The sequence below is a fragment of the Streptomyces sp. AB3(2024) genome (genome assembly GCF_041862025.1).
In the GTDB taxonomy this organism is placed as follows: domain Bacteria; phylum Actinomycetota; class Actinomycetes; order Streptomycetales; family Streptomycetaceae; genus Streptomyces.
Genome location: NZ_JBGWAB010000007.1, coordinates 119557 through 141095 on the forward strand (window position 1 = coordinate 119557; position 21539 = coordinate 141095).

Sequence of the window (21539 nt, forward strand, 5' to 3'; positions counted from 1 at the left end):
GTCCGTCCCTACGCGGGCACCGGCTGCTTCGCCGGACCGGCGGCGGCCGGGCTGTCCGCCGCCGGGTCCGGGTCGGAGTCGAGCTCGGCCAGCATCGGCCGGGTGAAGCCGAAGAAGTAGGTCGCGCCGAAGCCGACCAGGTAGCCGACGGCGAGGCCGCCCGCGTAGACGGCGACGGTCGCGCCCATGCCCGCGCTGCCGTCCAGCAGCGGGAAGAGGGCCCAGCCCGAGGGGCCGATCGCGGTGGAGCCGAAGCCGATGCCGAGCTGGTTGAACAGGCCCACGAAGGCCCCGCCCGCCGCGCCGCCGACGCAGGCGGTGACGAAGGGGCGGCCCAGCGGCAGGGAGACCCCGTAGATCAGGGGCTCGCCGACGCCCAGGAATCCGGCCGGGAGCGCGGACTTGATGGTGGTGCGCAGCGAGCGGTTGCGCGGGAGCCGGTAGTACACGGCGATGGCCGCGCCGACCTGGCCCGCGCCCGCCATGGCCAGGATGGGCAGGAGCACCGTGTAGCCGGTCTGCTCGATGAGGGTGGTGTGGATGGGGATCAGGGCCTGGTGCAGGCCCAGCATCACCAGGGGGAGGAAGAGCCCGCCCAGCACGAGCCCGGCGAAGGCGCCGCCGGTGGCCAGGAGCCAGGTGGCGAAGGTGCCGATGGCGGTGGACACGGAGCCGGCGAGGAACATCAGGCCGAAGAGGGTGACCAGGCCGGAGACCAGCACGGTGAGGGTGGGGGTGACCAGTACGTCCAGGGCCTCGGGCACCCGCTTGCGGCACCACTTCTCCACCTGGACGGCGAGCAGCGCCGCCGCGAGCGCGCCGAGGACGCCGCCCTGGCCGGGGGAGAGGTGCTGGCCGAAGGCGTCGATCTTCGCGACGCCGGGGAAGACGATGATCGCGGCGACCGCGCCGCCGAGGATCGCGGTGCCGCCGAACTCCTTGGCGGTGTTGTAGCCGACGAACACCGCGATCAGGGACATGAAGCCGGACGAGATCGCGGCGAGCGCCGGGACGAGCGCCGGGAGCCAGCCGAGGTTGGTGAGCATGCCGTTCAGGCCCGCGATGATCCCGCAGCCGATGAGGGCGGGGATCAGCGGGACGAAGATGTTCGCGACGCGGCGCAGGAACAGTTTGAACGGAGTCGCGTTGCGGGCCTTCTGGGCGTCCTTCAGAGCCGCTCCACGGTCTGCCAGTTCGGCCGAGGTGACGGCGGGGTGCGGCGCCGCGGCGGACGTGGAGGCGGGTGCGGTTGCCGGGGCGGCCTGCGTGCGGCCCTCGGCCACCAGCGCCTCGAACTCGGGGGTGACGCGGGCGACGGTCCCCGGGCCCAGCACGATCTGGTAGGTGTCGTCCTCGACCACGCCCAGGACCGCCGGGAGGGCCTTGAGCTCCTCGTGCCGGACGAGCGAGCGGTCGCGCACCGCGATGCGCAGGCGGGTCATGCAGTGCGCGACGGAGGTGATGTTGTCCGGGCCGCCGACCAGAGGAAGGATCGCGGCGGCTGTGGCGCGGTTCTTGTCAGTGGACATGCTGGGTCGCCTTGCGTTGGGGGAGCGGGCGGGCGGTGGAACGGGTGGAGCCGGTCGGCGGGGCGGTGTTCAGCGGGTCTCGGCGAGGGCGTCGCGCAGGTGGCCGCCGGAGGCGCTGAGGAGGGCGGCGGCGGTGGGGCCGTCGACTCCGCCGAGGACCACGAGGATGGCGTTCTTGACCTCGCCGTCCGTGGCGGTGAGGGCGGCCTCGATCTCCGCGTCGGGCGCGCCGGTGGCCAGGGCGACGATGCGGCGGGAGCGGGCGCGCAGCTTCTCGTTGGAGGCGCGGACGTCGACCATGAGGTTCCCGTACGTCTTGCCGAGGCGGATCATCGTGACGGTCGAGATCAGGTTCAGGACGAGCTTCTGCGCGGTGCCCGCCTTCAGCCGGGTGGACCCGGTGAGCAGCTCCGGGCCGACCACGACCTCGATCCCGTGCTCGGCGGCCGCGGCGAGGGCGGAACCGGCGTTGCACGAGAGCCCGACGGTGAGCGCGCCGCGGGAGCGGGCGAACTCGACGGCGCCGATCGCGTACGGGGTGCGGCCGGAGGCGGAGATGCCGATGACGCTGTCGTCGGCGGTCAGGCCGAGGGCGGTGAGGTCCGCGGCGGCCAGCTCCGCGGAGTCCTCGGCGCCCTCGACGGCCTTGACCATCGCGGTGGGGCCGCCCGCGATCAGGCCGACGACCTGCTCCGGATCGGTGTTGAAGGTGGGCGGGCACTCGCTGGCGTCCAGGACTCCGAGGCGGCCGGCGGTGCCCGCGCCCGCGTAGACGAGGCGGCCGCCGCGGGCCATCCGCTCGGCGATCCCGTCGACGGCGGCGGCGATCTCGGGCAGCCGTTCGGCCACGGCGGCCGGGACGGTGGCGTCCTCGGCGTTCATGACGCGGGCGATCTCCAGGGTGGGGAGCCGGTCGATGTCGGCGAGTTCGGGGCGGAAGGCCTCGGTGGTCAGGGTGTCGAGCTGGGCGCGGAGGGCGGCGTACGCGGTCATGGGCGGGACTCCTGGCGGGTGGTACGGGGCGCGGTGGCGCGGTGGCGGGGGGCGAGGGCCTCGTAGGAAGCGGCGAGCGCGGGCGCGGCCGTCTCGTAGGTCCGCTGTGCGACGCCGACGAACAGGCAGTCGACGACGAGGAGCTGGCTGGTCCGGCTCGACATGGCGGCCGGCCGCAGCCGGCTCTCGCGGGCGGCCGAGGTGGCCAGGACGAGGTCGGCGTAGTGGGTGACGGGCGAGGAGGGGCTGCCGGTGACGGCGATGGTGGTCGCGCCCCGTTCGAAGGCGTGGCGCAGCGGGTCGACGACGTCGCCCGTGCCGCCGGAGTGGGTGACGGCGACGGCCACGTCCCCGGGGCGGAGCTGGACGGAGTTGGTGACGGCGAGGTGGGGGTCGTGGTGGGCGTGCGCGATCAGGCCGATGCGCAGCAGCTTCTGTGCGAGGTCCTGGCCGACGAGGGCGGAGGCGCCGACGCCGTAGACGTCGATGCGACGGGCGTTGGCGAGGGCGTCGACGGCGGCGGACAGCTGGGCCAGGTCGAGTGCGGCGGCGGTGTCGGCGAGGGTCTGCGCCTCCTCGTGGGCCAGCTTGGCGACGACGTCGCCCAGGGGGTCGTCGACGGCTATGCCGGCGGTGACGGCGGGGGCCGCGTCGGACTCCTGCCGGCCCGCGAGCGCGGCCAGGGCCAGGCGCAGGTCGCGGTAGCCGGGGTAGCCGAGGAGGCGGGCGGTGCGGACGACGGTGGCCTCGCTGGTGCCGGTGCGTTCGGCGAGGGCGGTGACGGTGAGCCGGGAGCAGCCGGCGGGATCGGCGGCGACGGCTTCGGCGACGACCTGCACGGACCGTGTCATGGACGCTCCGAGCCCGCGGATCCGGGCCCGCAGGGCGGCGGGGGTGGGGGCGGCCGCGGGGGGCGCATCGGTGGCCGGATCGGCAGCCGGATCGGTGGCAGGTGAGGGTGCCGGTGCGGTCGTGAAGGTTTCTTTCGCATTCTGGCTCACCCTTGAAAGCTATTTTCGCGACTTGTGGGCGTCAAGGCGCCATGGGGCCCGGCGCGCCGGGACTTCCGACCCCTGCCGGTAGGGCCTTAGCCACTGGCCCGGTGGGGGTCCACAATGGGCGCATGGACCACGCGACCCCCCTGGAGCAGGCGCTGCATGTCGCCCGTGCACTTGTTCTCGCCGACCTCGCCGCCGGCGAGGTCGCCGATGCCGACGTCGTCTCCCTCGTCGAGGACTCGGTCACGCACCGCCGGTGGTGGGTGGAGCAGTGGCCCGAGGGGGTCGACTACCTCGCCGGACTCGTCGCGCAGGACGTGAAGGACGCGCTGCTGGAGAAGTACGGGCGCTGGCCGCTGTGCCCCGTGTGCGCGCACGGGGAGCCGCACGCGCTGGACGTGGAGCCGGAGCTGGGGCCCGATCCGCACTGGGTGTGCTCCGAGGCGGGCGTACGGGTGGCGGCGGTGGGCGGCCTCGGGCCCGTCTTCCATCCGGGCCGGTGAGCCGCCGGTGACGGTGTACATCGACCCGCCGGTCTGGCCGGGGCACGGCCGCATGTGGTCGCACCTGGTCAGCGACGTCTCGTACGAGGAGCTGCACGCCTTCGCGGCGGGCATCGGGTGTCCGCCGCGGGCCTTCGAGCGGGACCACTACGACGTGCCCTCGCACCGGTACGCGGACGCGGTCGGGGCGGGGGCGGTGGAGATCGGCAGCAAGGAGCTGGTGCGCCGGCTGACGGATGCGGGTCTGCGGCGGCCGAAGGGCCGCCCGGCCTGAGGCGCGAGGCCGGGGGCCGGGCGCGGGACGGCCGGGGTTACGCCTCGGCCGGCTGGGTCGCGGGGGCCGGGGCGGCGGTGCCCGAGGCGATCACCGTGCTGGCGGTGGGCGGCGTACGGCGGTCCAGGCGCAGGGCGATCACGGTGAGGGCGATCGCGGTGAGGGTCATGGCGGCGCCCGCCCAGGCGGGGCTCGCGAAGCCCTGTCCCGCGTCGATGACGGTGCCGCCGAGCCAGGGGCCGCCGGTGTTGCCGAGGTTGAACGCGGCGGTGGTGGTGGCTCCGGCGAGGGTGGGGGCGGCGCCCGCGACGTTGAACATGCGGGCGTTGAGGGCGGGGGCGGTGAAGAACGCCGAGACGCCGAGCAGGAAGGACAGGGCGATCGCGGCCGCCGCGCCGGAGGCCAGGACCGTGAGCGCCGCGAGGAACACCGTGGAGGCGGTGATGCCCCAGAGCATCACCCCGAACAGGTGCGCGTCGGCGATCCGCCCGCCGATGGTCGTGCCCACGAGCGCACCGACGCCGAAGAGGCCGAGGATCCACGGCACCCACGCCGCGTCCAGCCCGGCCACGTCCGTGAGCAGTGGCGACAGGTAGCTGAAGGCGCAGAAGACGCCGCCCGCGGCCAGCGCCGTGATGCCGATGGACAGCCACACCTGACGGTCGCGGTAGATGCGCAGCTCGCGGCCGAGGCGGGGCTTCTCGGCGGGCAGCGGGATCTTCGGGATCAGGGCCAGGATGCCGGCGAGGGCGACGGCGGAGGCCGCTCCGACCGACCAGAACGCGGCCCGCCAGCCGAACTGCTCGCCGAGGAAGGCGCCGGCCGGGACGCCGAGGACGTTGGCGATGGAGAGGCCGCCGATCATGACGGCCATGGCGCGTGCCCGCTGGTGCCTGTCCACCATGGCGATGGCGACGGCCGCACCGACGGCCCAGAACCCGGCGCATGCGAGGGCGGAGACCACCCGGGAGGCGAAGAGCAGCCCGTACGTGGGGGCCAGCGCGCCCGCGACCTGCCCGAGGCCGAAGAGGCTGATGAGGGCCACGAGGGTGGTGCGGCGCGGCAGCCGAAGCGTGGCGACGGCCAGCAGCGGGGCCCCGACGACCATGCCGATCGCGAAGGCGGAGATCAGCAGTCCCGCCTGCGGGATCGTGACGCCCATGTCCTCGGCGATGGGCGGCAGCAGCCCGGACAGCATGAACTCGCTGGTCCCGAGTGCGAAGACGGACAGGCCGAGGACGTAGACGGCAACGGGCATGCGGGGGCGTACGGGGGCTGCGGGCATGTCTTTCACGAACCGCCGGGGCGGAGGGCGCATTCCCGGCGGGGCGGAGTCTGTCAGGTCAGGTGAGTCTTTGGAGTTCCGCCGTGAGGTTGTCGCGGGCCGGGGCCTCCCAGTGCTCGGCGCCGTGGGGGGTGCGGAAGAGGCGGGGGAGGGCGAGCAGCTGGCGCAGGACGGCGGCGCGGCCGGTGCGGAAGGCCTCGTCGGGGACGAACGCGTACTCCTCGCGGACGGCGGCGGCGTACGCGGCGTAGGCCTGCGGGGTGCCGGCGAGGACGGCGAGGTCGGCGTCGCAGAGGGCCTCGCCGTCGGTGTCGCCGGGGGCGGGGTCGTGGGTGACGGTGAGCCGGACCAGGCGGGCGACCTCGGCGGTGCGGGAGTCGTCGATGCCGAGCTCGGGGAGGGCGCGCTCGGCGAGGGCGGCGCTGCGTTCCTCGTTCTCGGAGCGGTCGGGACGGTAGACGGCGTCGTGGAACCAGGCCGCGAGCTCGACGGCGCTGCGGTCGGCGGCGTGCGGGGCGAGCACGTCGAGGCGGTCCAGTACGTGGGCCAGGTGCGCGGTGGTGTGGTACCGGCGGTGGGGCTCCGCCCAGGCGGCGAGGAGGCGGTCGGCGTAGGGGTCGGGGTCGTGGGCGGCTCCGGCGGCGGTGGCGGTCGCCCGCCAGCGGGCGCGCAGGGCGGTGGTGTCGGCGGTGGCGCCACTGTGCGGGGTGTCTGCGGTCATGCGCACATTGTGGGGGTGGCGTGATAGCGCTGGTGGAGTGCGGTGGTGGGCCCGTACCCTGGATATTGGACTAGACCTATTTTCCATATCCGAACAAGCGGAACAAAGGACGGCATCGAATGAGCAACCGTGCGCTCCTGGAGGTGATCGCCCTCGACGTGGAGGACGCGGTCGCCGCGCAGGCCGGTGGGGCGGACCGACTCGAAGTGATCACCGATATGGCCGCCGACGGGCTCACGCCGTCGCGCGAGACCTTCGCGGCGATCCGGTCGGCGGTCGACATCCCGCTGCGCGTGATGCTCCGCAAGGCCGACGGGTTCGCGGCCGGCGATGTCTCCCGGCTGGTCGAGGCGGCGCGGGAGATGCGGGCGGAGGGGGCGACGGAGTTCGTCCTCGGGTTCCTGAACCCGGACGGCGGCGCGGACCTGGCGGCGGTCGAGGCGGTCGTGGCGGAGCTGGACGGCTGCCGCTGGACCTTCCACCGGGCCATCGACCGGGCCGCGGACCGCGACCGGCTGCGCAAGGCGCTCGCCGACCTGCCGGGACTCGACACCTACCTGACGGCGGGGTCGGCGGCCGGGGTCTCGGAGGGGCTGCCCGTGCTGCTGGCGGAGGCCGCGCGGGCGGGTGAGCCGGGGTACGGGGCGCGGATCCTGGTCGGCGGGGGGCTGGGCCTCGCGCACGTGGCGGGGCTGCGGGAGGGGGGCGTCGACGCCTTCCACATCGGCAGCGCGGCGCGTCCGTCGGGCTGGGACCGGCCGGTCTCGGCGGCGGCGGTGGCGGAGTGGCGGGAGGCGCTGGGGTAGGGCGTCGCCCTGGCCGGGCCGTTGCGGTTGCCCTGGCAGAGCGGGGCCGGGCCGTTGCGGTTGCCCTGGCAGGGCGGGGTCGGGGGTGGCCGGGGGCGGGGACGGGGTGGGGTGTCGTCCGGGACTGCATGATTTATGGCGCCCTGTCCGAGCCGGCTTTGCCGGTCGGCACCGCGCGCCAACACATCACGTTTTACGTCCCGGCCGACGCCCCACCCCGTCCCCGCCCCCGGCCGCTTCGATACCCGCTTCGGGTGCGTCGCAGCCGAATACAGCCCCGGGCCGGCAAAATCCAGCCTCGTCAGGGGGCACCTCCCAGCGGTAGCTGGGGGAGATCGAGGCGCGGGGTCCGGGGCGGGGGCCTCAGAGGGTCAGGGGGGCCGGGAGGGGGGCCGTGTGGAGGGCCGTGAGGCCTGAGACCGCGCGGGTGAGGCAGACGTAGAGGCGCCGCAGCCCGGTGCGTTCGTCCGGTTCGCCGGAGACGATGGCGGCGGGCTCGTCGAGGACGACGTAGTCGTACTCCAGGCCCTTGGCCAGCGAGGCCGGCACCAGTGTCAGCCGCGACTGCGCCGTCGTCTCCTCGCCGGGGGACAGGTACGGCAGCCCCGCCGCCAGCAGCGCTTCCGCCAGTACGGGGATCCGCGCGTCCGCCGCGATCAGGCCGATGGAGCCCTCGTGTGCGAGGGAGTCCCGGCAGGCCGTCACGACGTCCGCCGTCAGGTCCGCCGTCTCGGCGACCACCAGGGATCCCGGGGTCTCGCGGACCGAGGACACCGGGGCCAGCCCCGGCGAGATCGACGGCAGCAGCCGCGACGCGTACGCGATCACCTCGCGCGGCACGCGGAAGCCCGCCGTGAGCTCCTCCACCGCCGCCTCCGGCTTGCCGAGGTGGGTGAGGGCCTCGTCCCAGCTGCGGGTGGCCCACGGGGTGGTGCCCTGGGCGAGGTCGCCGAGGACGGTCGCGGAGCCGGTCGTGCAGCGGCGTCCGACGGCCCGGTACTGCATCGGAGACAGGTCCTGGGCCTCGTCGAGGACCACGTGGCCCAGTGAGTGGGTGCGTTCCACCAGGTCGAAGGCCTCGTCGATGAGGACGAGGTCCGCCGCCGACCACTTCGCCGACCGCGCGCTGCGGAACGGCTTGGGCCACAGCAGGAGCTTCTGCTCGTCCGCGGTGAGGATCCCGTCGGCGTGAGCGGCCAGGAACTCCGGGTCCGACAGGAGGCGCAGCACCAGCTTCGCCGGTTCCACCAGCGGCCAGACCGCCTTGACGGCCGCCTTCACCGCCGCGTTGCGGGCCACCGCGTCCTGCACCCGGTCGTCGGGGGCCTCGCCCGCCTGTTCCATGCGGACGAGGACCGCGTGGGCGATCCGCTGCGGGAGGGCGTCGCGGGCCGCGCCGTAGCGGATGTCGCGGTCCTGGAGTTCGGAGACGATCTCGGCGAGTTCGTACGCCGGGACGCGCCAGCGGCGCGAGCCGCGGACCACCATGAGGGGTTCGGCCGGCTCGGTGACGTGGGATCGGACCGCGCGGCGCAGGACCGTCGCCATCCGGGCGTCGCCCTTGACCACCGCGGTTTCGGCGGTGTCGGTGCCGCGTACCTCCAGGCCCTCGCGGGCGACGAGGTCGTCGACGGTGGCCTGCTTCACCTCCAGTTCGCCCAGGGCCGGCAGCACCTGCTCGATGTAGTGGAGGAAGGAACGGTTCGGCCCGATGACCAGGGTGCCGGTCCGGGCCAGGCGCTCTCGGTGGGCGTAGAGGAGGTAGGCGACGCGGTGCAGGCCGACGGCGGTCTTTCCGGTGCCGGGGCCGCCCTGGACGCAGACCGATCCGGACAGGCCGGAGCGGACGATTTCGTCCTGTTCGGGCTGGATCGTCGCGACGATGTCGCGCATGGGGCCGACGCGCGGGCGCTCGATCTCCTGCTGGAGGAGCTTGCTGACGGCGGCCGCCTCGGCCGGGTCGGACAGGTGCTCGTCCTCGTACGCGGTGAGCTCGCCGCCGGTGTAGCCGAAGCGGCGGCGCAGCGCGATGTCCTGCGGGTCCTTCTTGGAGGCGCGGTAGAAGGGCTGCGAGACGGGCGCGCGCCAGTCGATGACCATCGGGTCGCCGTCGGCGTCGTGGACGTGCCGGCGGCCGATGTAGAACTGTTCGCCCTCCGCGCCCTCGGCCAGTTCCGCGCCCGGGGCGTGCAGGTAGTCGAGGCGGCCGAAGAAGAGCGGGGTGTGGGTGAGGTCGGCGAGGGCCTTGATGCGGTCGTCGATCTGCGCCTGGAGGACGATGGCGTTGACCCAGTTCGCGGTGACGTCGCGGATGTCGAGGGCCTCCACGTCCTCGCGCATGGCGCGCAGGGCGGCGCGCGAGGCGCTCAGGTGGCCGCGTTCCCGGCCGAGCGGGCCGGCTGCGGCGTCGGGGGTGGTTTCAGGGGCGTGCGCGGTCACGGGACTGCCTCCAGCTGTGCGGCAACAGAAGCCCGCCGGTTGCCGTCCGGCGGGTGGCTCTCCCCGGTACGGCGGCGGGAGGCGGCAAGAGCGGAGATTGTAGTCAGCGCGGCGGGCCGGCGCGAACGGAATACCGGGTCCGAGGTCCCGTGGGGGCAGGACCCCCGTACGGGTGTCATACGGGGGAGTGTCAGACCTCAGGGGTGCCGGTAGGGGTCGGCATTAGCCGTGAGGAGGACGCCGGGGCCCGTGCGGTTCCCTCCGCAGGGCGATGTGCGGAGGGAGGCGGAGGCGCACCATGGATACATGAGCACCGCAACCTTCACCCCACTTCAGGGTGGCCGCCCGAGCGGCGCCACCGCCACCTCCGAATCCCGCCACCGTCACCTGTTCGGCGACGCGCTGCGCGCCGCCAAGGTCTTCGCCACGGCCGCCGTGAGCGTCGTCGTCCTGGGCGAGTACTCCGAGGACGCCGGCGTCATACGCCGCTGACCGGGCGGCCCGTGATGGCCTGATACCGGTGGCACCTCCGCGCTGATCCACTAGGGTCACGCGCGTGACCCGCAGCTCCGATCCCGCCCGCTCGCCGTCGCCCCTGGCCGGTGTGCTGGTCACGGGCTCGCTGCTCGCGCTCGGCGTGCTGTGCGTGGTCCTGCGCATCCCGACCGCCGACGCCCTGCTGTACGGCTTCTCCGGGGCCGAATGGCACCCGCCCGCCGCTTATCCGCCGTTCGCGGCGATCCTGTTCACGCCCGCCGCCTGGCTGCCCGCCGGGGTGCTCAAGGCCGTACTCGTCCTCGGGAACGGCTGCCTGCTCGCCCTGCTGATCGTGTTCTCCTGCCGCCTCGCCCGGCTGCGCGCCCGGCCGGGTGCCGTCCTCGCCGCCACCATCGCCGGTCTGTGGCTGGAGCCGCTGTTCCAGAGCCCGCTGCCCGGCCAGATCAACCTGGCGCTCGCCTGCCTCGCCGTCTGGGACCTGGGGCGGCCGCGCGCCGCGCTCGGCAAGGGCTTCGCGCTGGGCACCGCCGCCGGGATCACCCTGACCCCGGCGGTCTTCATCCCGTACCTGCTGCTCACCGGCCGCGTCCGGGCCGGGCTGACCGCGCTGGCCGGCTTCGCCGGGACCGCGCTGCTCGGCCTGCTGGTCCTCCCGCAGGCCTCCGCCGACTTCTGGGCCCACCACCTGTCGGCGGCCGGGCGGGCTCTGCTGCTGGACCGGCCGCACCTGTGGGTGTGGTGCGTACCGTTGCTCGCCGTCGTGACCGGGGCGGCCGTCCGCCGGCGGCGGCCGGGGCGCCCGGGCGCGCGGCCGCTCCCGACGGGCCGGCTCCCCGGGCCGCGCTCACCCCTGGAGCGGGAGGTCAGTCACTCGCCAGCAGCTCGTCGGCGTCCATGATCCGGTAGGCGTAGCCCTGTTCGGCCAGGAACCGCTGGCGGTGCGCGGCGAAGTCCTGGTCGATCGTGTCGCGCGCGACGACCGAGTAGAACCGCGCCTCGTGCCCGTCCGCCTTCGGCCGCAGCACCCGGCCCAGGCGCTGTGCTTCCTCCTGCCGTGAGCCGAAGGTGCCGGACACCTGGATGGCGACGGTGGCCTCGGGCAGGTCGATGGAGAAGTTGGCGACCTTCGAGACGACCAGCACGCTGATCTCTCCCTCGCGGAACGCGTCGAAGAGCTTCTCGCGCTGCGCGTTGGAGGTCTCGCCCTTGATGACGGGCGCGTCCAGGTGCTCGCCCAGCTCGTCGAGCTGGTCGATGTACTGGCCGATGACCAGTGTCTGCTCGCCCTGGTGCTTGCGCACCAGCGCCTCGGTGACCTTGCGCTTCGTCGCGGTCGTCGCGCAGAAGCGGTACTTCTCCTCGGTCTCGGCGGTCGCGTACGCGAGCCGCTCCGACTCGGTGAGGTTGACGCGGACCTCCACGCAGTCGGCGGGCGCGATGTAGCCCTGCGCCTCGATCTCCTTCCACGGGGCGTCGAACCGCTTCGGCCCGATGAGCGAGAACACGTCCGACTCGCGGCCGTCCTCCCGGACCAGGGTCGCGGTCAGACCGAGCCGGCGGCGGGCCTGGAGGTCGGCGGTGAACTTGAAGACGGGGGCGGGCAGCAGGTGCACCTCGTCGTAGAGGATCAGCCCCCAGTCCCGGGAGTCGAAGAGCTCCAGGTGGGGGTAGACGCCCTTCCGCTTGGTGGTGAGGACCTGGTACGTGGCGATGGTGACCGGGCGGATCTCCTTGCGGGTGCCGGAGTACTCGCCGATCTCCTCCTCCGTCAGAGAGGTCCGCTTGATCAGCTCGTGCTTCCACTGACGCGCGGAGACCGTGTTGGTCACCAGGATCAGCGTGGTCGCCTTGGCCTTGGCCATGGCCCCCGCGCCGACCAGGGTCTTTCCGGCGCCACAGGGCAGTACGACCACACCGGAGCCGCCGTGCCAGAAGCCCTCGACGGCCTGCTGCTGATACGGGCGCAGAGCCCAGCCGTCCTCGACGAGGTCGATGGCGTGTGCCTCGCCGTCGACGTACCCGGCGAGGTCCTCGGCGGGCCAGCCCAGCTTCAGCAGGGTCTGCTTGATCTGCCCGCGCTCGGAGGGGTGCACGGCCACGGTGTCGGCGTCGATCCGGGCCCCGACCAGCGGGATGATCCGCTTGGACCGCAGGATCTCCTCCAGCACGGGCCGGTCGGTGCTGGTCAGGACCAGTCCGTGGACGGGGTGCTTGGAGAGGGTCAGGCGCCCGTAGCGGGCCATGGTCTCGGCGACGTCGACGAGCAGCGCGTGCGGGACGGGGTACCGGGAGAACTCGACGAGCGCGTCGACGACCTGCTCGGCGTCGTGCCCGGCGGCCCGCGCGTTCCACAGCCCGAGCGGGGTGATCCGGTAGGTGTGGATGTGCTCGGGCGCCCGCTCCAGCTCGGCGAAGGGCGCGATGGCCCGGCGCGCGGCACCGGCGAGCTCGTGGTCGACCTCCAGCAGGAGGGTTTTGTCGCTCTGGACGATGAGAGGCCCGTTCACAAACGCCCCTTTCCGGCGTGGGTGCCCGTCCGGACGAGGACGGGCAAACCTCCAGTCTGCCGTATCGCCGGGCGGGCGGGAGGGTTCTGTGCCGCGCGGACGCCCCGGCGCGCGCCGGGGCCCCGCCCGGCGCCCGCCCGGCGCCCGGCGGGGAAATGCGGTGCGTGGCCGGGGAGGCGGTGCGTACGGTCCGGGGTATGAGTGATGATCAGCGGGATTTCGTGCCGGACGGGTTCGTCGTGCCGGTGGGGCTGGACGCGGGCGGGTTCCGGCTGGAGCCGCTCGGGGCGGAGCACAACGCGAGGGACCTGGCCGCCTGGACCGGGAGCGTCGCGCACGTGCGGGCCACGCCCGGTTTCGTGGGGCGGGGGTGGCCGCCGGTGGAGGGGATGTCGGCCGAGGCCAACCTCGCGGACCTGGAGTGGCACGCGCGGGAGTTCGCCGAGCGGCGCGCGTTCACGTACAGCGTGCTGGAGGGTGCGGACGAGGTCATCGGGTGCCTCTACATCCATCCCGGCAAGGAGGACCCCGGGCGGGTGCAGGTCAGCTCCTGGGTGCGGCGGGACCGGGCGCACCTCGACGCCGAGGTGTACCGGACGGTGTCCCGCTGGCTCGCTGAGGCGTGGCCCTTCGACGCCGGGCGGGTCGACTACGCGCCCAGGTGAGGCAGCGGGCCCGCCGGGTAGGGGGTTTCGACGGGCAGGAGGGCCCGGGCCGCGTCGGTGTCGCCGGTCCGGAGCAGCCCGTGGATCTCCCGGGCCAGCGGGGTGACGTCGCGGATGGAGACCGTCCACTCGCCGGCGTAGGCCCGCGAGAGGGGCCCCGACAGCCCGAGCTGGAGCGAGCGGTACGGCAGCGGGTTCAGCTGCGGGTCGCGTTCCGGATCCCACTGGACCCGGGCCGACGTGCTGCGCACCGACTCCTTCCAGGCGTCGCGGTCCGCGTGCACGCCGGGGGCGTAGTGCGAGAGGCAGGCGCCGGCGAGGGCCCGGTCGAAGCCCGCGCGGGTGATCTCGACGGCGAGCACGGTCTCCTGGCCGGCCTTCGTGGCCCAGCCGCAGCGGTACATCATCCACAGGAACGACGGTTTGATCCACGTCATCCGCTCGCGCTTCCAGGCGGGCGGGAAGCGGCCGTCGCGGGCCGCCGGGAGGCCGAGGGCGGGGGAGTAGGCCTGGTAGACGGTGATCGTGGTGCCGGTGTGGGCCGCGCGGATCCGGTGCGCGGGCATGACCGCCCGCGCGGGCGGGCCCGGGGCGGCGGGCGTGCCGGGGTAGCCGGAGTCGCCGGGCGTGCCCCGGGCGGCGGGAAGTGCGGACATGCCGTCAGACTGCCCTGCCCGCGGGCCCGTCGGCCAGCGGATTTCAGACCTGGTCTTCCGCCAGTTCCGCGACCCCCGTGATCCGGTGGAGTGCGTACGTGCGCACCTCGTCCGCCGTGTGGTCGTAACCGGTGACGAAGCCGCCCTCCACCCGCACCGGGGCGATGACCCGCTGGCTCGCCGCCCCCTCCGCGTTCACGTACCCGATCCACACCGCCGAACCGGTCAGCGCCGCCGCCTGCACCGTCGCCAGGGTCTCCGCCGAGCTGGTGCGCGGGAGTTCACCCGGAGCCGGCACGTCACCGCCGCCCGAGGGGGCCGGTTCCCGGCGGACCGCCGTCGCCGCGAGGTCGCCCGCGCGGATCGCCCGTACCGCCGCGCCCAGCAGCGTGGCGTCGGGCACCGGCGGCCCGTCCGGGACCGGCACCGGCGCCGACCGCGCCGGGGTGCGGTGCGCGTCGGCCCGCGCCACCAGTACGTCGCCGGTACGGGACTCCGCGGCCGGGGCGTAACCCATCGCCCGCAACCCCTCCAGCAGCGCCCCCGGTTCGGCCTGGGCCGCCAGCACGGTCGGCGCGAGGCGGCGCAGCCCCATCCCGGCCGACCGCTTGTCGGCCAGGATCTCGCCCAGCACTGCGTCGTCGTCGCAGCGCACGTACGAGGAGGCCGCCCCGACCCGCAGGTGCCCGTGCCGCCGGGCCACGTCGTCGATCAGGTACGCCAGCGGCTGGGGCACCGGGGTCCGGCTGTGCTCGGCGAGGAAGGCGTGCAGGTCCACGGCGGTGTGCCCGGCGTCCAGGGCCCGGCGCACCGACCCGGGCGTGAAGCGGTACACCGTCGCCCCGCCCTTGGACTCGACGTCGGCCAGGACCGCCAGGGTGTCCCCGAGCGGCCGGCGCAGCGGCCCCGGTGCGACCGCCGTCAGGTCGGCCTGGAGCAGGACGTGGTCCACCGGCTCCGGCAGCAGCGGGGCCAGCAGCGGTGCCGCATCGAGGCGGCGCAGCAGGGCCCGTCCGAAGGCGCTGAGCGCGCCCCGGCCGGTGACGCCCAGGACCTCGGCCTCGGTCAGGGTCCAGTGCGCGAGCCGGGCCCGCAGGTCGCTCGTCCCGCGCACGGGCCGTTCCCACGCGAGCCGGTCCAGGAGCGCGTCCGGGTCGGGGGAGCCGCCCTCGGGCAGGTCGGCCAGCAGGTCCAGGACCCGGTGGCGGACCTCGGGTGCGGCGGAGCGGTCCAGGTCGGGGCCGAGCGTGGACAGGGTGCGGCCCTTGGCGTCCTGCTCGCCGACCAGCCCGGCCGTACGGGTGGCGGGCAGCCAGGCCGAGGCCAGCACCGACCACCGCTCGGCGGGCGGCAGCTCGCACCAGTCGTCGAAGGCGGGGGTGGGCGCGTACCGCTCGTCGGCCTCGCCGTCGGCGGCCAGCAGCCCGGCCGCGTAGGCCAGTTCCACCCAGAACGCCGCCGACGCCTCGGTGGTGTCCAGCGTGGACGCCGCCCGCTTGAGGTCGCGTACGGCGAGCCCGCCCGCCCGCAGCACCAGCGGTCCGGCGTGCTCCCAGGACTTCACCAGCTCCTCTACGGTCCCCAGCGCGGCCAGCGCCTGCCCGGCGGCGTTCGCGTCCACAAGCTGTGGACGGTGTTCCCGGTGCGCGCCGACCTCCGGGGCCAGCGGCGCCGTCCGCCGGTGCGCGAGCCCGCCGCGCAGGTGCAGAGCCACCTCGCGGGGCAGCACCACCGTCCGGGCCGTCGCGGGCAGCAGCAGCCCCCGGTCGCGCAGCCAGCGCACCGGCGGCGTCGGGTTCGGGGTCACCTCCCCGTACGGCGGCCCCCACACGAGCCGCTCCAGCACCTGGTGGGCCTCGGCCGGGGCCTCGTCCAGCAGTGCCGACATCCGCTCGGGGTCGGTGAACAGCCCGGTCAGGGCCGTCACCGCCGACACCGGGTCATGGGTGGCGGGCAGCCCCGCCGCCGCGACGATCTCCTGGATCCGGGTCGGCGACATCCCGGCGGTGGCCTCGGCGACGGTGGGCCCCAGCCCGGTCGGCGAGGGCCGCTGCGCGGACGGGGCCAGCAACTCGCGGGCGGTGCGCACCAGCCGCAGCCGCTCCTCGTCGCCCCACACCAGGGCCTGGTCGCGCAAGGTGCCCAGGGCCCGGGGGAGGGCGGCGCGGGCGGCCTCGTCCTCGCCGCCGGTCAGCAGCGATTCCAGCACCGGGTACGGGCACGGGTCGGGCGCCACCGCGAGGGCCTCGGCCGTCTGCAGCGCGAACCGGTCCAGCCGGTCCAGGGCCCGCACCACCGACGCGCGGGTGCCGGCCCGGGTGGCCAGCTGGGTGACGTCGCCGGGCACCGGGTTCAGCAGGTCCGGGCGTGCGTGCAGCAGGGCGGCGAGCGCCACGTCGTCGCGGGCGCGGAGCGCCTCGGCGAGGGAGCGCGGGGGGTTCGCCGTAGCACTGCCGGTGCTTGCCTCGGGCACGGTGGTCGCCTCCTGGTCACGTCGGCCGGTCGTCGGCCGGTCCCCATCCGGTCAACGGTATCCGCTGTGCCGTCGGCTGCTCCATGGACGCACGCGCTACCTTCCTGTCAGGCGGGACGTGAGGAGCCGGGGCGTGGGGATCGAGAGCGACCATCTGGTCTACGAATATCTGAGCCGGGTCGGGGACTTGGCGCAGCGCAGGCAGCTGTCGTCGGGCGACCGGATGCGGTTGGTGTCGGGGCTGCGGGACGAGATCGACCGTCGGCGCGCCAAGTACGAACCGGAGACGCCGGCGGCCGTGCGGCGGATCCTGGAGCGGATCGGGACGCCGGAGGAGGTCCTGGACACCCTGGGCGAACCGGCCCGCCCCTCCCGCGCCTCCACCCCGCCGCCTCCCCCCTCGGCGCCGTCGGTCCCCGCGGTCCCGGTGCAGCGCGGCGGCGGACTGCGGCGCAGGCAGGCGGCCGCGCCGCCGCAGGAGCCGCGCAACGTCCCGCCCCACCTCGCCGGACTCGACGAACTCGGCCCCGCCGACGGCGTCGAGCCCGACTGGTGGAGTTTCGCCCCGGGCGCGTCGGGGGCGGGGCCGCAGGTGGAGGGCTTCGCGGGCGGCATCGAGATCCCGGACCTCTTCAGGAAGCCCGAGAAGGAGGCGGAAGAGGAGCTCCCGGCCCCCGGGACGCCCCCCGCGCCGGAGGGCTCCACGGGCCGTCGGCTCGTACGGTTCCTGCGGGAGCGGCACGAGCGGAGGAAGGCGGCGGCCGGACCGCAGGAGGCCCCCGCCCCGCCGGCGGCCCGCCCGCGCCCCCACGTCTTCCTGCTGCTGGCGGCCCTGCTGCTGCTCGCCGGGACGATCAGCGCGTACTGGCCCCTGCTCGGGGCCGGAGTGCTGCTGGCCTACGCCTCCCGGGTCCTCGGCCCCGCCGAGCGCAAGTGGGTCCTCCTCGGGCTGCCCGCGGCCGTCTTCACGGCCGGGATGCTGTGGGTGTGGGGCCGGGCCGCCGGCAACTGGGGCGAGGCGCTGCCGCGCGAGCAGGTGGGCGCCGCCTTCCGCGACCTGTGGCCCGCCCTGGCCCGTACGGCGGGCATCACCACGGCCGCCTACCTCGCCTGGCGCTCCCGCCGCCGCTAGGCCGCAGGACCCGTCGGGGGCCGTCCGGGTAGTCCGGGTGGCCCCTTCCGACCGTTCGGGCAGTCCCTTCGGGGCCCTTTGGACGGGCCGGATGGTCCCGCCCGGTCATGCCGTTTTAAGCGTCGTTGGAGACTGCCTGGAGGATTCACCAGAGGGGCGAGCTGACATTTCGCTAAATTTCAGCGCGCGGCAGGAGGCGACTCGATGTACTTTCCCTCGACTTTGCCGGGCCTCTGCAAAATGGGAACCATGACTTCCACCCCCCCAGAGCCCACGATCCCCGCGCAGCTGACGGTCGGTTTCGACCTCGACATGACCCTCATCGACTCCCGTCCCGGCATCAAGGCCGCCTACCAGGCCCTTTCCGCCGCCACGGGCAGGTTCATCGATGCCGACCAGGCGATCACCCGTCTCGGCCCCCCGCTGGAGGAGGAACTCGCGTACTGGTTCACGCCCGAGGAGATCCCGGAGATGACGGACCGCTACCGGGAGATGTACCCCGCGCACGCCATCGAGCCGACCCCGGCCATGCCCGGCGCCCGCGAGGCGATCAAGGCCGTCCAGGCCCTCGGCGGCCGCGCGATCGTCGTCACGGCCAAGAACACCCCCAACGCCATCCACCACCTGGAGCACCTCGGCATCGAACCCGACGCCGTCATCGGCTGGCTGTGGGCCGAGGCCAAGGCGGGCGCCCTGCGCGAGCACGGGGCCCAGATCTACGTGGGCGACCACGTCGGCGACGTCCGCGGCGCCCGCACCGCGGGAGCGCTCTCAGTGGCGGTTCCCACGGGCCCCTGTCCCGAGGACGAACTGCGCGCCGCCGGCGCCGACGTGGTGCTGCCGGACCTCACCGCGCTGCCGCAGTGGCTCGCCGAGTACGTCGCCGCCCGCGAGGTCTGAGCACCGTACGCGCCGTCAGGCGGCCTGGGACTCCCGGGCCGCCTTGCGCTGCGCCGCGGCGGAACGCAGCACGCCCGCCGCGGAGATGGCGAACCCGACGCCCATGAGCATGCACACCGCCCACGCGTACGAGGGGAACGGATCGGTGCCGAGGAACAGCGGGGCCATCGTCACGAGGGTCGCCACGGCGCCTAGGGCGAACACGATGCCGCCGGCCTTGACGAGCCCGTCGCCGGGCCGCGCGTCGTCGGGATGAGGAGTAACAGTCACCCCACCAGGGTAGTTCCCTGGCCGAAGCCGTGAAGCGGGAAGGACCGGGGAACGTCTTGTCACCCGTTTCCGGACCACTAGCCTGGAGGGGGCGGGTCGAAGGACCCGCCGCACTGCTATCCGGAGCCGCTCATCACGGCCCACCGGACCCGACGAGCACAAGGACAGAGGACGGACGTGCCTACCGGCAAGGTCAAGTGGTTCAACAGCGAGAAGGGCTTCGGCTTTCTCTCCCGCGACGACGGCGGCGATGTCTTCGTCCACTCGTCGGTGCTTCCCGACGGGGTCGAGGCCCTCAAGCCCGGGCAGCGCGTCGAGTTCGGAGTCGTCGCAGGACAGCGCGGTGACCAGGCACTTTCGGTGACGGTCCTGGATCCGGCACCCTCGGTCGCGGCCGCCCAGCGCCGCAAGCCCGACGAGCTCGCCTCGATCGTGCAGGACCTCACGACCCTGCTGGAGAACATCACTCCGATGCTGGAGCGCGGTCGCTACCCCGACAAGGTGCACGGCACGAAGATCGCCGGACTGCTCCGCGCGGTGGCCGACCAGCTCGACGTCTGATCCCGTCGCGTCCGTGCGTGCCCCGCCGCTCCCCGGAGCCGCGGGGCACGCGCGCGTGCGGGGCCGGCCGTGCCGTCGCTCTACGGGAAGCGCAGCGCGTCCGGACCGATGGCCGGAACCAGCCCCTCGGCGGCGGCCCTGGTCAGCAGCCCGCGGACCGCCGCGTACCCGGCTTCGCCCAGGTCGGCGGTGAACTCGTTGACGTACAGCCCGATGTGCTGGTCGGCGACCGCCGGATCCAGCTCCTGCGCGTGCGCGCGGACGTACGGCCGTGACGCCTCCGGGTCCTCCCACGCCATCCGCACCGACGCCCGCGCCGACCCGGCCAGCGCGCGCAGCGTCCCGTCGCCCAGGGAGCGCTTGGCGATGATCGCGCCGAGCGGGATCGGCAGACCGGTCGTGGACTCCCAGTGCTCGCCCATGTCGGCCAGGCAGTGCAGCCCGTAGTCCTGATAGGTGAACCGGGCCTCGTGGATGACCAGCCCGGCGTCCACCCGCCCGTCGCGCACCGCCGGCATGATCTCGTGGAACGGCAGCACGACCACCTCGCCGACCCCCGACGGCAGCACGTCCGCCGCCCACAGCCGGAACAGCATGTACGCCGTCGAGCGCTCGCTCGGCACCGCGACGGTCTTCCCGCCCAGGTCCAGGCCGGGCTCGCGCGTCAGCACCAGCGGTCCGCAGCCCCGGCCCAGGGCGCCGCCGCAGGGCAGCAGCGCGTACTCCTCCAGCACCCACGGGAGCACCGCGTAGGACACCTTCAGCACGTCCAGCTCGCCGCGCTCGGCCATGCCGTTGGTGACGTCGATGTCGGCGAAGGTCACGTCGAGGGCGGGCGCGCCCGGGACCCGGCCGTGCGCCCAGGCGTCGAAGACGAAGGTGTCGTTCGGGCAGGGCGAGTAGGCGATCGCGATCGGCTCAGCGGTGCTCATGGTGTTCTCCCCAGGAGACGAGTACGGGGCCCAGCGCGCGGAATCCGGCGGCGAGCGCGCCCAGCGCGTCCCCGATCCGCCAGGCGTCCCGGTCGCGCGGTCCGACGGCGTTGGACACGGCACGGACCTCCAGCACGGGCAGCCCGTACGCGGCGGCGGCCTCCGCCACCCCGAACCCCTCCATGGCCTCGGCCCCGGCCATCGGGTGGCGGGCCGCGAGCTCGGCGGCGCGGGGGGCGCTGCCGGTGACGGTGGACACGGTCAGCACGGGCGCGAGCAGCGCCCCGGTGGCCTCGGCGCACCGGGCGGCCAGCTCGGCGGGCGGCAGGTGCACGCTCCGGCCGAAGCCGAGCGCGTCGACGGGGACGAAACCGTCGGGGGTGCCGGCTCCCAGGTCGGCGGCGACGATCGCGTCGGCGACCACGAGGGAGCCGAGCGGGGCGGCGGGCACGAACCCGCCGCCGATGCCGGCGGAGATGACGAGCGAGTAGTCGGCCAGCGCGAGCGCGGTGGCCGTGGCGGCCGCGGCCGCGGCCGGGCCGACACCGCCGACGAGCACGTCGACGGCGGCGCCGGGCAGGTCACGGCGGGTGATGAGGTACCCGCCGCGCAGTGTGCGCGGCTCGGGCGTGACCGGGTCCGGATGAGGGGTCAGACCGGTGGCCACGGAGTCGGCCTCCGCGGCCACCGCCGTCACGACGAGCGCGCGCACGACGGTGCCCGGCTTACTTCAGCTTGAGCTTGAAGGACCAGACGGCGAGCGGCTTGCCGTCCTCGCCGACCTGGACGAGACCGAGCATCTTCGAGGCCGGGGCCTCGCCCTGGCCGCCGGTCGCGAAGACGTCGGCGCCCTGGAAGCTGCGGTAGGTGTTGCTGGACGGCTCGGTGATCGGCTGTCCGTCGAGGACCGCCTGCCACTTCTTGCCGTCCTCGACGACGGCGGGCTCGACGCCCAGGCGCAGCGTGTCGCCGCGGCCGTACTCGATGGTCTTCGCGTTCTTGAGGCCGGTGAGGCACTCCTGGACCTTGTCCATGGAGAGCTCCTTGCCGTCGCCGCGGCAGTCGGACTCGGCGGACACCGACGAGCTGCCGACGGTCACCGTCGCGAGCGGCGTCGGCTTGTCGCAGGCGGACAGGAGGAGGAGGCCGGCAGAGACGGCTCCGAGGGCCGCGACGCTGCGGCGGGCCCTACCCGGGAAAAGCGGTGCGGTCATGAGCCGAAGGCTATCGGGCGACCGGCCCGCGCCGCCGCACGGGGGGTCTTCGGCCACGCCGCACCCCTGGTCGATGCCGGAGCCCTTGGAGAGCCCCGCGAAGATCTTGTCACCGGCGCGGCCGGTGGACCTTCCGCTCTTGGTGACCGGCGGAGCCTGGTCTATCTGCGTGGGTGTGGTGGA

Annotated in this window: 22 protein-coding genes; 9 read left to right on the forward strand and 13 right to left on the reverse strand. The window is 74.4% G+C overall.

Annotation, left to right across the window (positions count from 1 at the left end; all coding sequences use genetic code 11):
- Positions 1-8 precede the first annotated feature (8 nt).
- The 3 genes from ACEPPI_RS05245 to ACEPPI_RS05255 all read right to left on the reverse strand — a co-directional run bounded on the left by ACEPPI_RS05245 (position 9) and on the right by ACEPPI_RS05255 (position 3523).
- The gene (locus ACEPPI_RS05245) at positions 9-1529 is read right to left on the reverse strand and encodes a PTS transporter subunit EIIC (protein WP_373914032.1); all 1521 of its coding nucleotides are present in this window, start codon (positions 1527-1529) and stop codon (positions 9-11) included.
- A gap of 69 nt (positions 1530-1598) precedes the next feature.
- Positions 1599-2522: an N-acetylmuramic acid 6-phosphate etherase gene (gene murQ, locus ACEPPI_RS05250; RefSeq protein ID WP_373914033.1), complete on the reverse strand. Its 924-nt coding sequence runs from the start codon at positions 2520-2522 to the stop codon at positions 1599-1601.
- Positions 2519-3523 (reverse strand): MurR/RpiR family transcriptional regulator, encoded by a 1005-nt coding sequence (locus tag ACEPPI_RS05255; protein ID WP_373914034.1) that lies wholly within the window; start codon positions 3521-3523, stop codon positions 2519-2521. Before ACEPPI_RS05255 ends, murQ begins: the two co-directional genes overlap by 4 nt.
- A 122-nt stretch (positions 3524-3645) precedes the next feature.
- Here ACEPPI_RS05255 and ACEPPI_RS05260 point away from each other — a divergent pair, with 122 nt between their 5' ends.
- Both ACEPPI_RS05260 and ACEPPI_RS05265 read left to right on the forward strand, forming a co-directional pair.
- Entirely contained in the window at positions 3646-4023 is a 378-nt protein-coding gene (locus ACEPPI_RS05260) for a hypothetical protein (RefSeq protein WP_030232504.1), read from the forward strand.
- Between the two features lie 7 nt (positions 4024-4030).
- Positions 4031-4297, forward strand: coding sequence for a DUF4031 domain-containing protein (locus tag ACEPPI_RS05265; RefSeq protein ID WP_030232506.1), 267 nt, complete (start codon positions 4031-4033; stop codon positions 4295-4297).
- Positions 4298-4334: 37 nt separating this feature from the next.
- On the opposite strand, the gene ACEPPI_RS05270 is transcribed toward ACEPPI_RS05265, so the two are convergent.
- Both ACEPPI_RS05270 and ACEPPI_RS05275 read right to left on the reverse strand, forming a co-directional pair.
- Complete coding sequence (locus tag ACEPPI_RS05270; protein ID WP_373914059.1) at positions 4335-5555, reverse strand: Cmx/CmrA family chloramphenicol efflux MFS transporter; 1221 nt, start codon at positions 5553-5555, stop codon at positions 4335-4337.
- Between the two features lie 85 nt (positions 5556-5640).
- Positions 5641-6303, reverse strand: coding sequence for a hypothetical protein (locus tag ACEPPI_RS05275; protein ID WP_373914035.1), 663 nt, complete (start codon positions 6301-6303; stop codon positions 5641-5643).
- A gap of 119 nt (positions 6304-6422) precedes the next feature.
- On the opposite strand from ACEPPI_RS05275, the gene ACEPPI_RS05280 reads away from it, so the two are divergent.
- Positions 6423-7109, forward strand: coding sequence for a copper homeostasis protein CutC (locus ACEPPI_RS05280; RefSeq protein WP_373914036.1), 687 nt, complete (start codon positions 6423-6425; stop codon positions 7107-7109).
- 363 nt (positions 7110-7472) lie between these two features.
- On the opposite strand, the gene ACEPPI_RS05285 is transcribed toward ACEPPI_RS05280, so the two are convergent.
- The gene (locus ACEPPI_RS05285; protein ID WP_373914060.1) at positions 7473-9449 is read right to left on the reverse strand and encodes an AAA family ATPase; all 1977 of its coding nucleotides are present in this window, start codon (positions 9447-9449) and stop codon (positions 7473-7475) included.
- A 405-nt stretch (positions 9450-9854) separates the two neighbouring features.
- Between ACEPPI_RS05285 and ACEPPI_RS05290 the strand changes: the two genes are divergently transcribed.
- On the forward strand, positions 9855-10040 hold the full coding sequence (locus ACEPPI_RS05290) for a hypothetical protein (RefSeq protein ID WP_373914037.1): 186 nt from the start codon (positions 9855-9857) through the stop codon (positions 10038-10040).
- A gap of 64 nt (positions 10041-10104) precedes the next feature.
- Positions 10105-10944 carry a glycosyltransferase family 87 protein gene (locus tag ACEPPI_RS05295; protein WP_373914038.1) on the forward strand — a complete coding sequence of 280 codons (840 nt, stop codon included), beginning with the start codon at positions 10105-10107 and terminating at the stop codon, positions 10942-10944.
- Here ACEPPI_RS05295 and ACEPPI_RS05300 read toward each other — a convergent pair.
- Positions 10910-12553, reverse strand: a complete 1644-nt coding sequence (locus ACEPPI_RS05300) for a DNA repair helicase XPB (protein ID WP_373914039.1) — start codon at positions 12551-12553, stop codon at positions 10910-10912. The genes ACEPPI_RS05295 and ACEPPI_RS05300 overlap by 35 nt on opposite strands.
- Positions 12554-12750: 197 nt before the next feature.
- Here ACEPPI_RS05300 and ACEPPI_RS05305 point away from each other — a divergent pair, with 197 nt between their 5' ends.
- Entirely contained in the window at positions 12751-13218 is a 468-nt protein-coding gene (locus ACEPPI_RS05305) for an N-acetyltransferase (RefSeq protein WP_373914040.1), read from the forward strand.
- Here ACEPPI_RS05305 and ACEPPI_RS05310 read toward each other — a convergent pair.
- Positions 13203-13784 carry a DUF4291 domain-containing protein gene (locus ACEPPI_RS05310; RefSeq protein WP_373914061.1) on the reverse strand — a complete coding sequence of 194 codons (582 nt, stop codon included), beginning with the start codon at positions 13782-13784 and terminating at the stop codon, positions 13203-13205. The two genes, ACEPPI_RS05305 and ACEPPI_RS05310, sit on opposite strands and share 16 nt — an antisense overlap.
- A gap of 133 nt (positions 13785-13917) precedes the next feature.
- Entirely contained in the window at positions 13918-16347 is a 2430-nt protein-coding gene (locus ACEPPI_RS05315) for a helicase C-terminal domain-containing protein (protein WP_373914041.1), read from the reverse strand.
- 133 nt (positions 16348-16480) lie between these two features.
- Here ACEPPI_RS05315 and ACEPPI_RS05320 point away from each other — a divergent pair, with 133 nt between their 5' ends.
- Together ACEPPI_RS05320 and ACEPPI_RS05325 are read left to right on the forward strand one after the other, a co-directional pair.
- Positions 16481-17479 (forward strand): hypothetical protein, encoded by a 999-nt coding sequence (locus ACEPPI_RS05320; RefSeq protein WP_373914042.1) that lies wholly within the window; start codon positions 16481-16483, stop codon positions 17477-17479.
- A 240-nt stretch (positions 17480-17719) separates the two neighbouring features.
- Positions 17720-18379 carry an HAD family hydrolase gene (locus ACEPPI_RS05325; protein ID WP_373914043.1) on the forward strand — a complete coding sequence of 220 codons (660 nt, stop codon included), beginning with the start codon at positions 17720-17722 and terminating at the stop codon, positions 18377-18379.
- Between the two features lie 15 nt (positions 18380-18394).
- On the opposite strand, the gene ACEPPI_RS05330 is transcribed toward ACEPPI_RS05325, so the two are convergent.
- Entirely contained in the window at positions 18395-18649 is a 255-nt protein-coding gene (locus ACEPPI_RS05330; protein ID WP_356212777.1) for a hypothetical protein, read from the reverse strand.
- A gap of 177 nt (positions 18650-18826) precedes the next feature.
- On the opposite strand from ACEPPI_RS05330, the gene ACEPPI_RS05335 reads away from it, so the two are divergent.
- Entirely contained in the window at positions 18827-19210 is a 384-nt protein-coding gene (locus tag ACEPPI_RS05335; protein ID WP_356212774.1) for a cold-shock protein, read from the forward strand.
- Between the two features lie 80 nt (positions 19211-19290).
- Here the strand turns inward: ACEPPI_RS05335 and ACEPPI_RS05340 are convergent, their stop codons facing one another.
- The 3 genes from ACEPPI_RS05340 to ACEPPI_RS05350 form a co-directional block, all read right to left on the reverse strand.
- Positions 19291-20142 (reverse strand): 1,4-dihydroxy-6-naphthoate synthase, encoded by an 852-nt coding sequence (locus tag ACEPPI_RS05340; RefSeq protein ID WP_373914044.1) that lies wholly within the window; start codon positions 20140-20142, stop codon positions 19291-19293.
- Entirely contained in the window at positions 20129-20854 is a 726-nt protein-coding gene (locus ACEPPI_RS05345; protein WP_373914045.1) for a futalosine hydrolase, read from the reverse strand. Before ACEPPI_RS05345 ends, ACEPPI_RS05340 begins: the two co-directional genes overlap by 14 nt.
- A gap of 13 nt (positions 20855-20867) precedes the next feature.
- Positions 20868-21539 (reverse strand): hypothetical protein (locus ACEPPI_RS05350; RefSeq protein ID WP_373914046.1); only part of this gene is annotated, 672 nt, incomplete at its 5' end.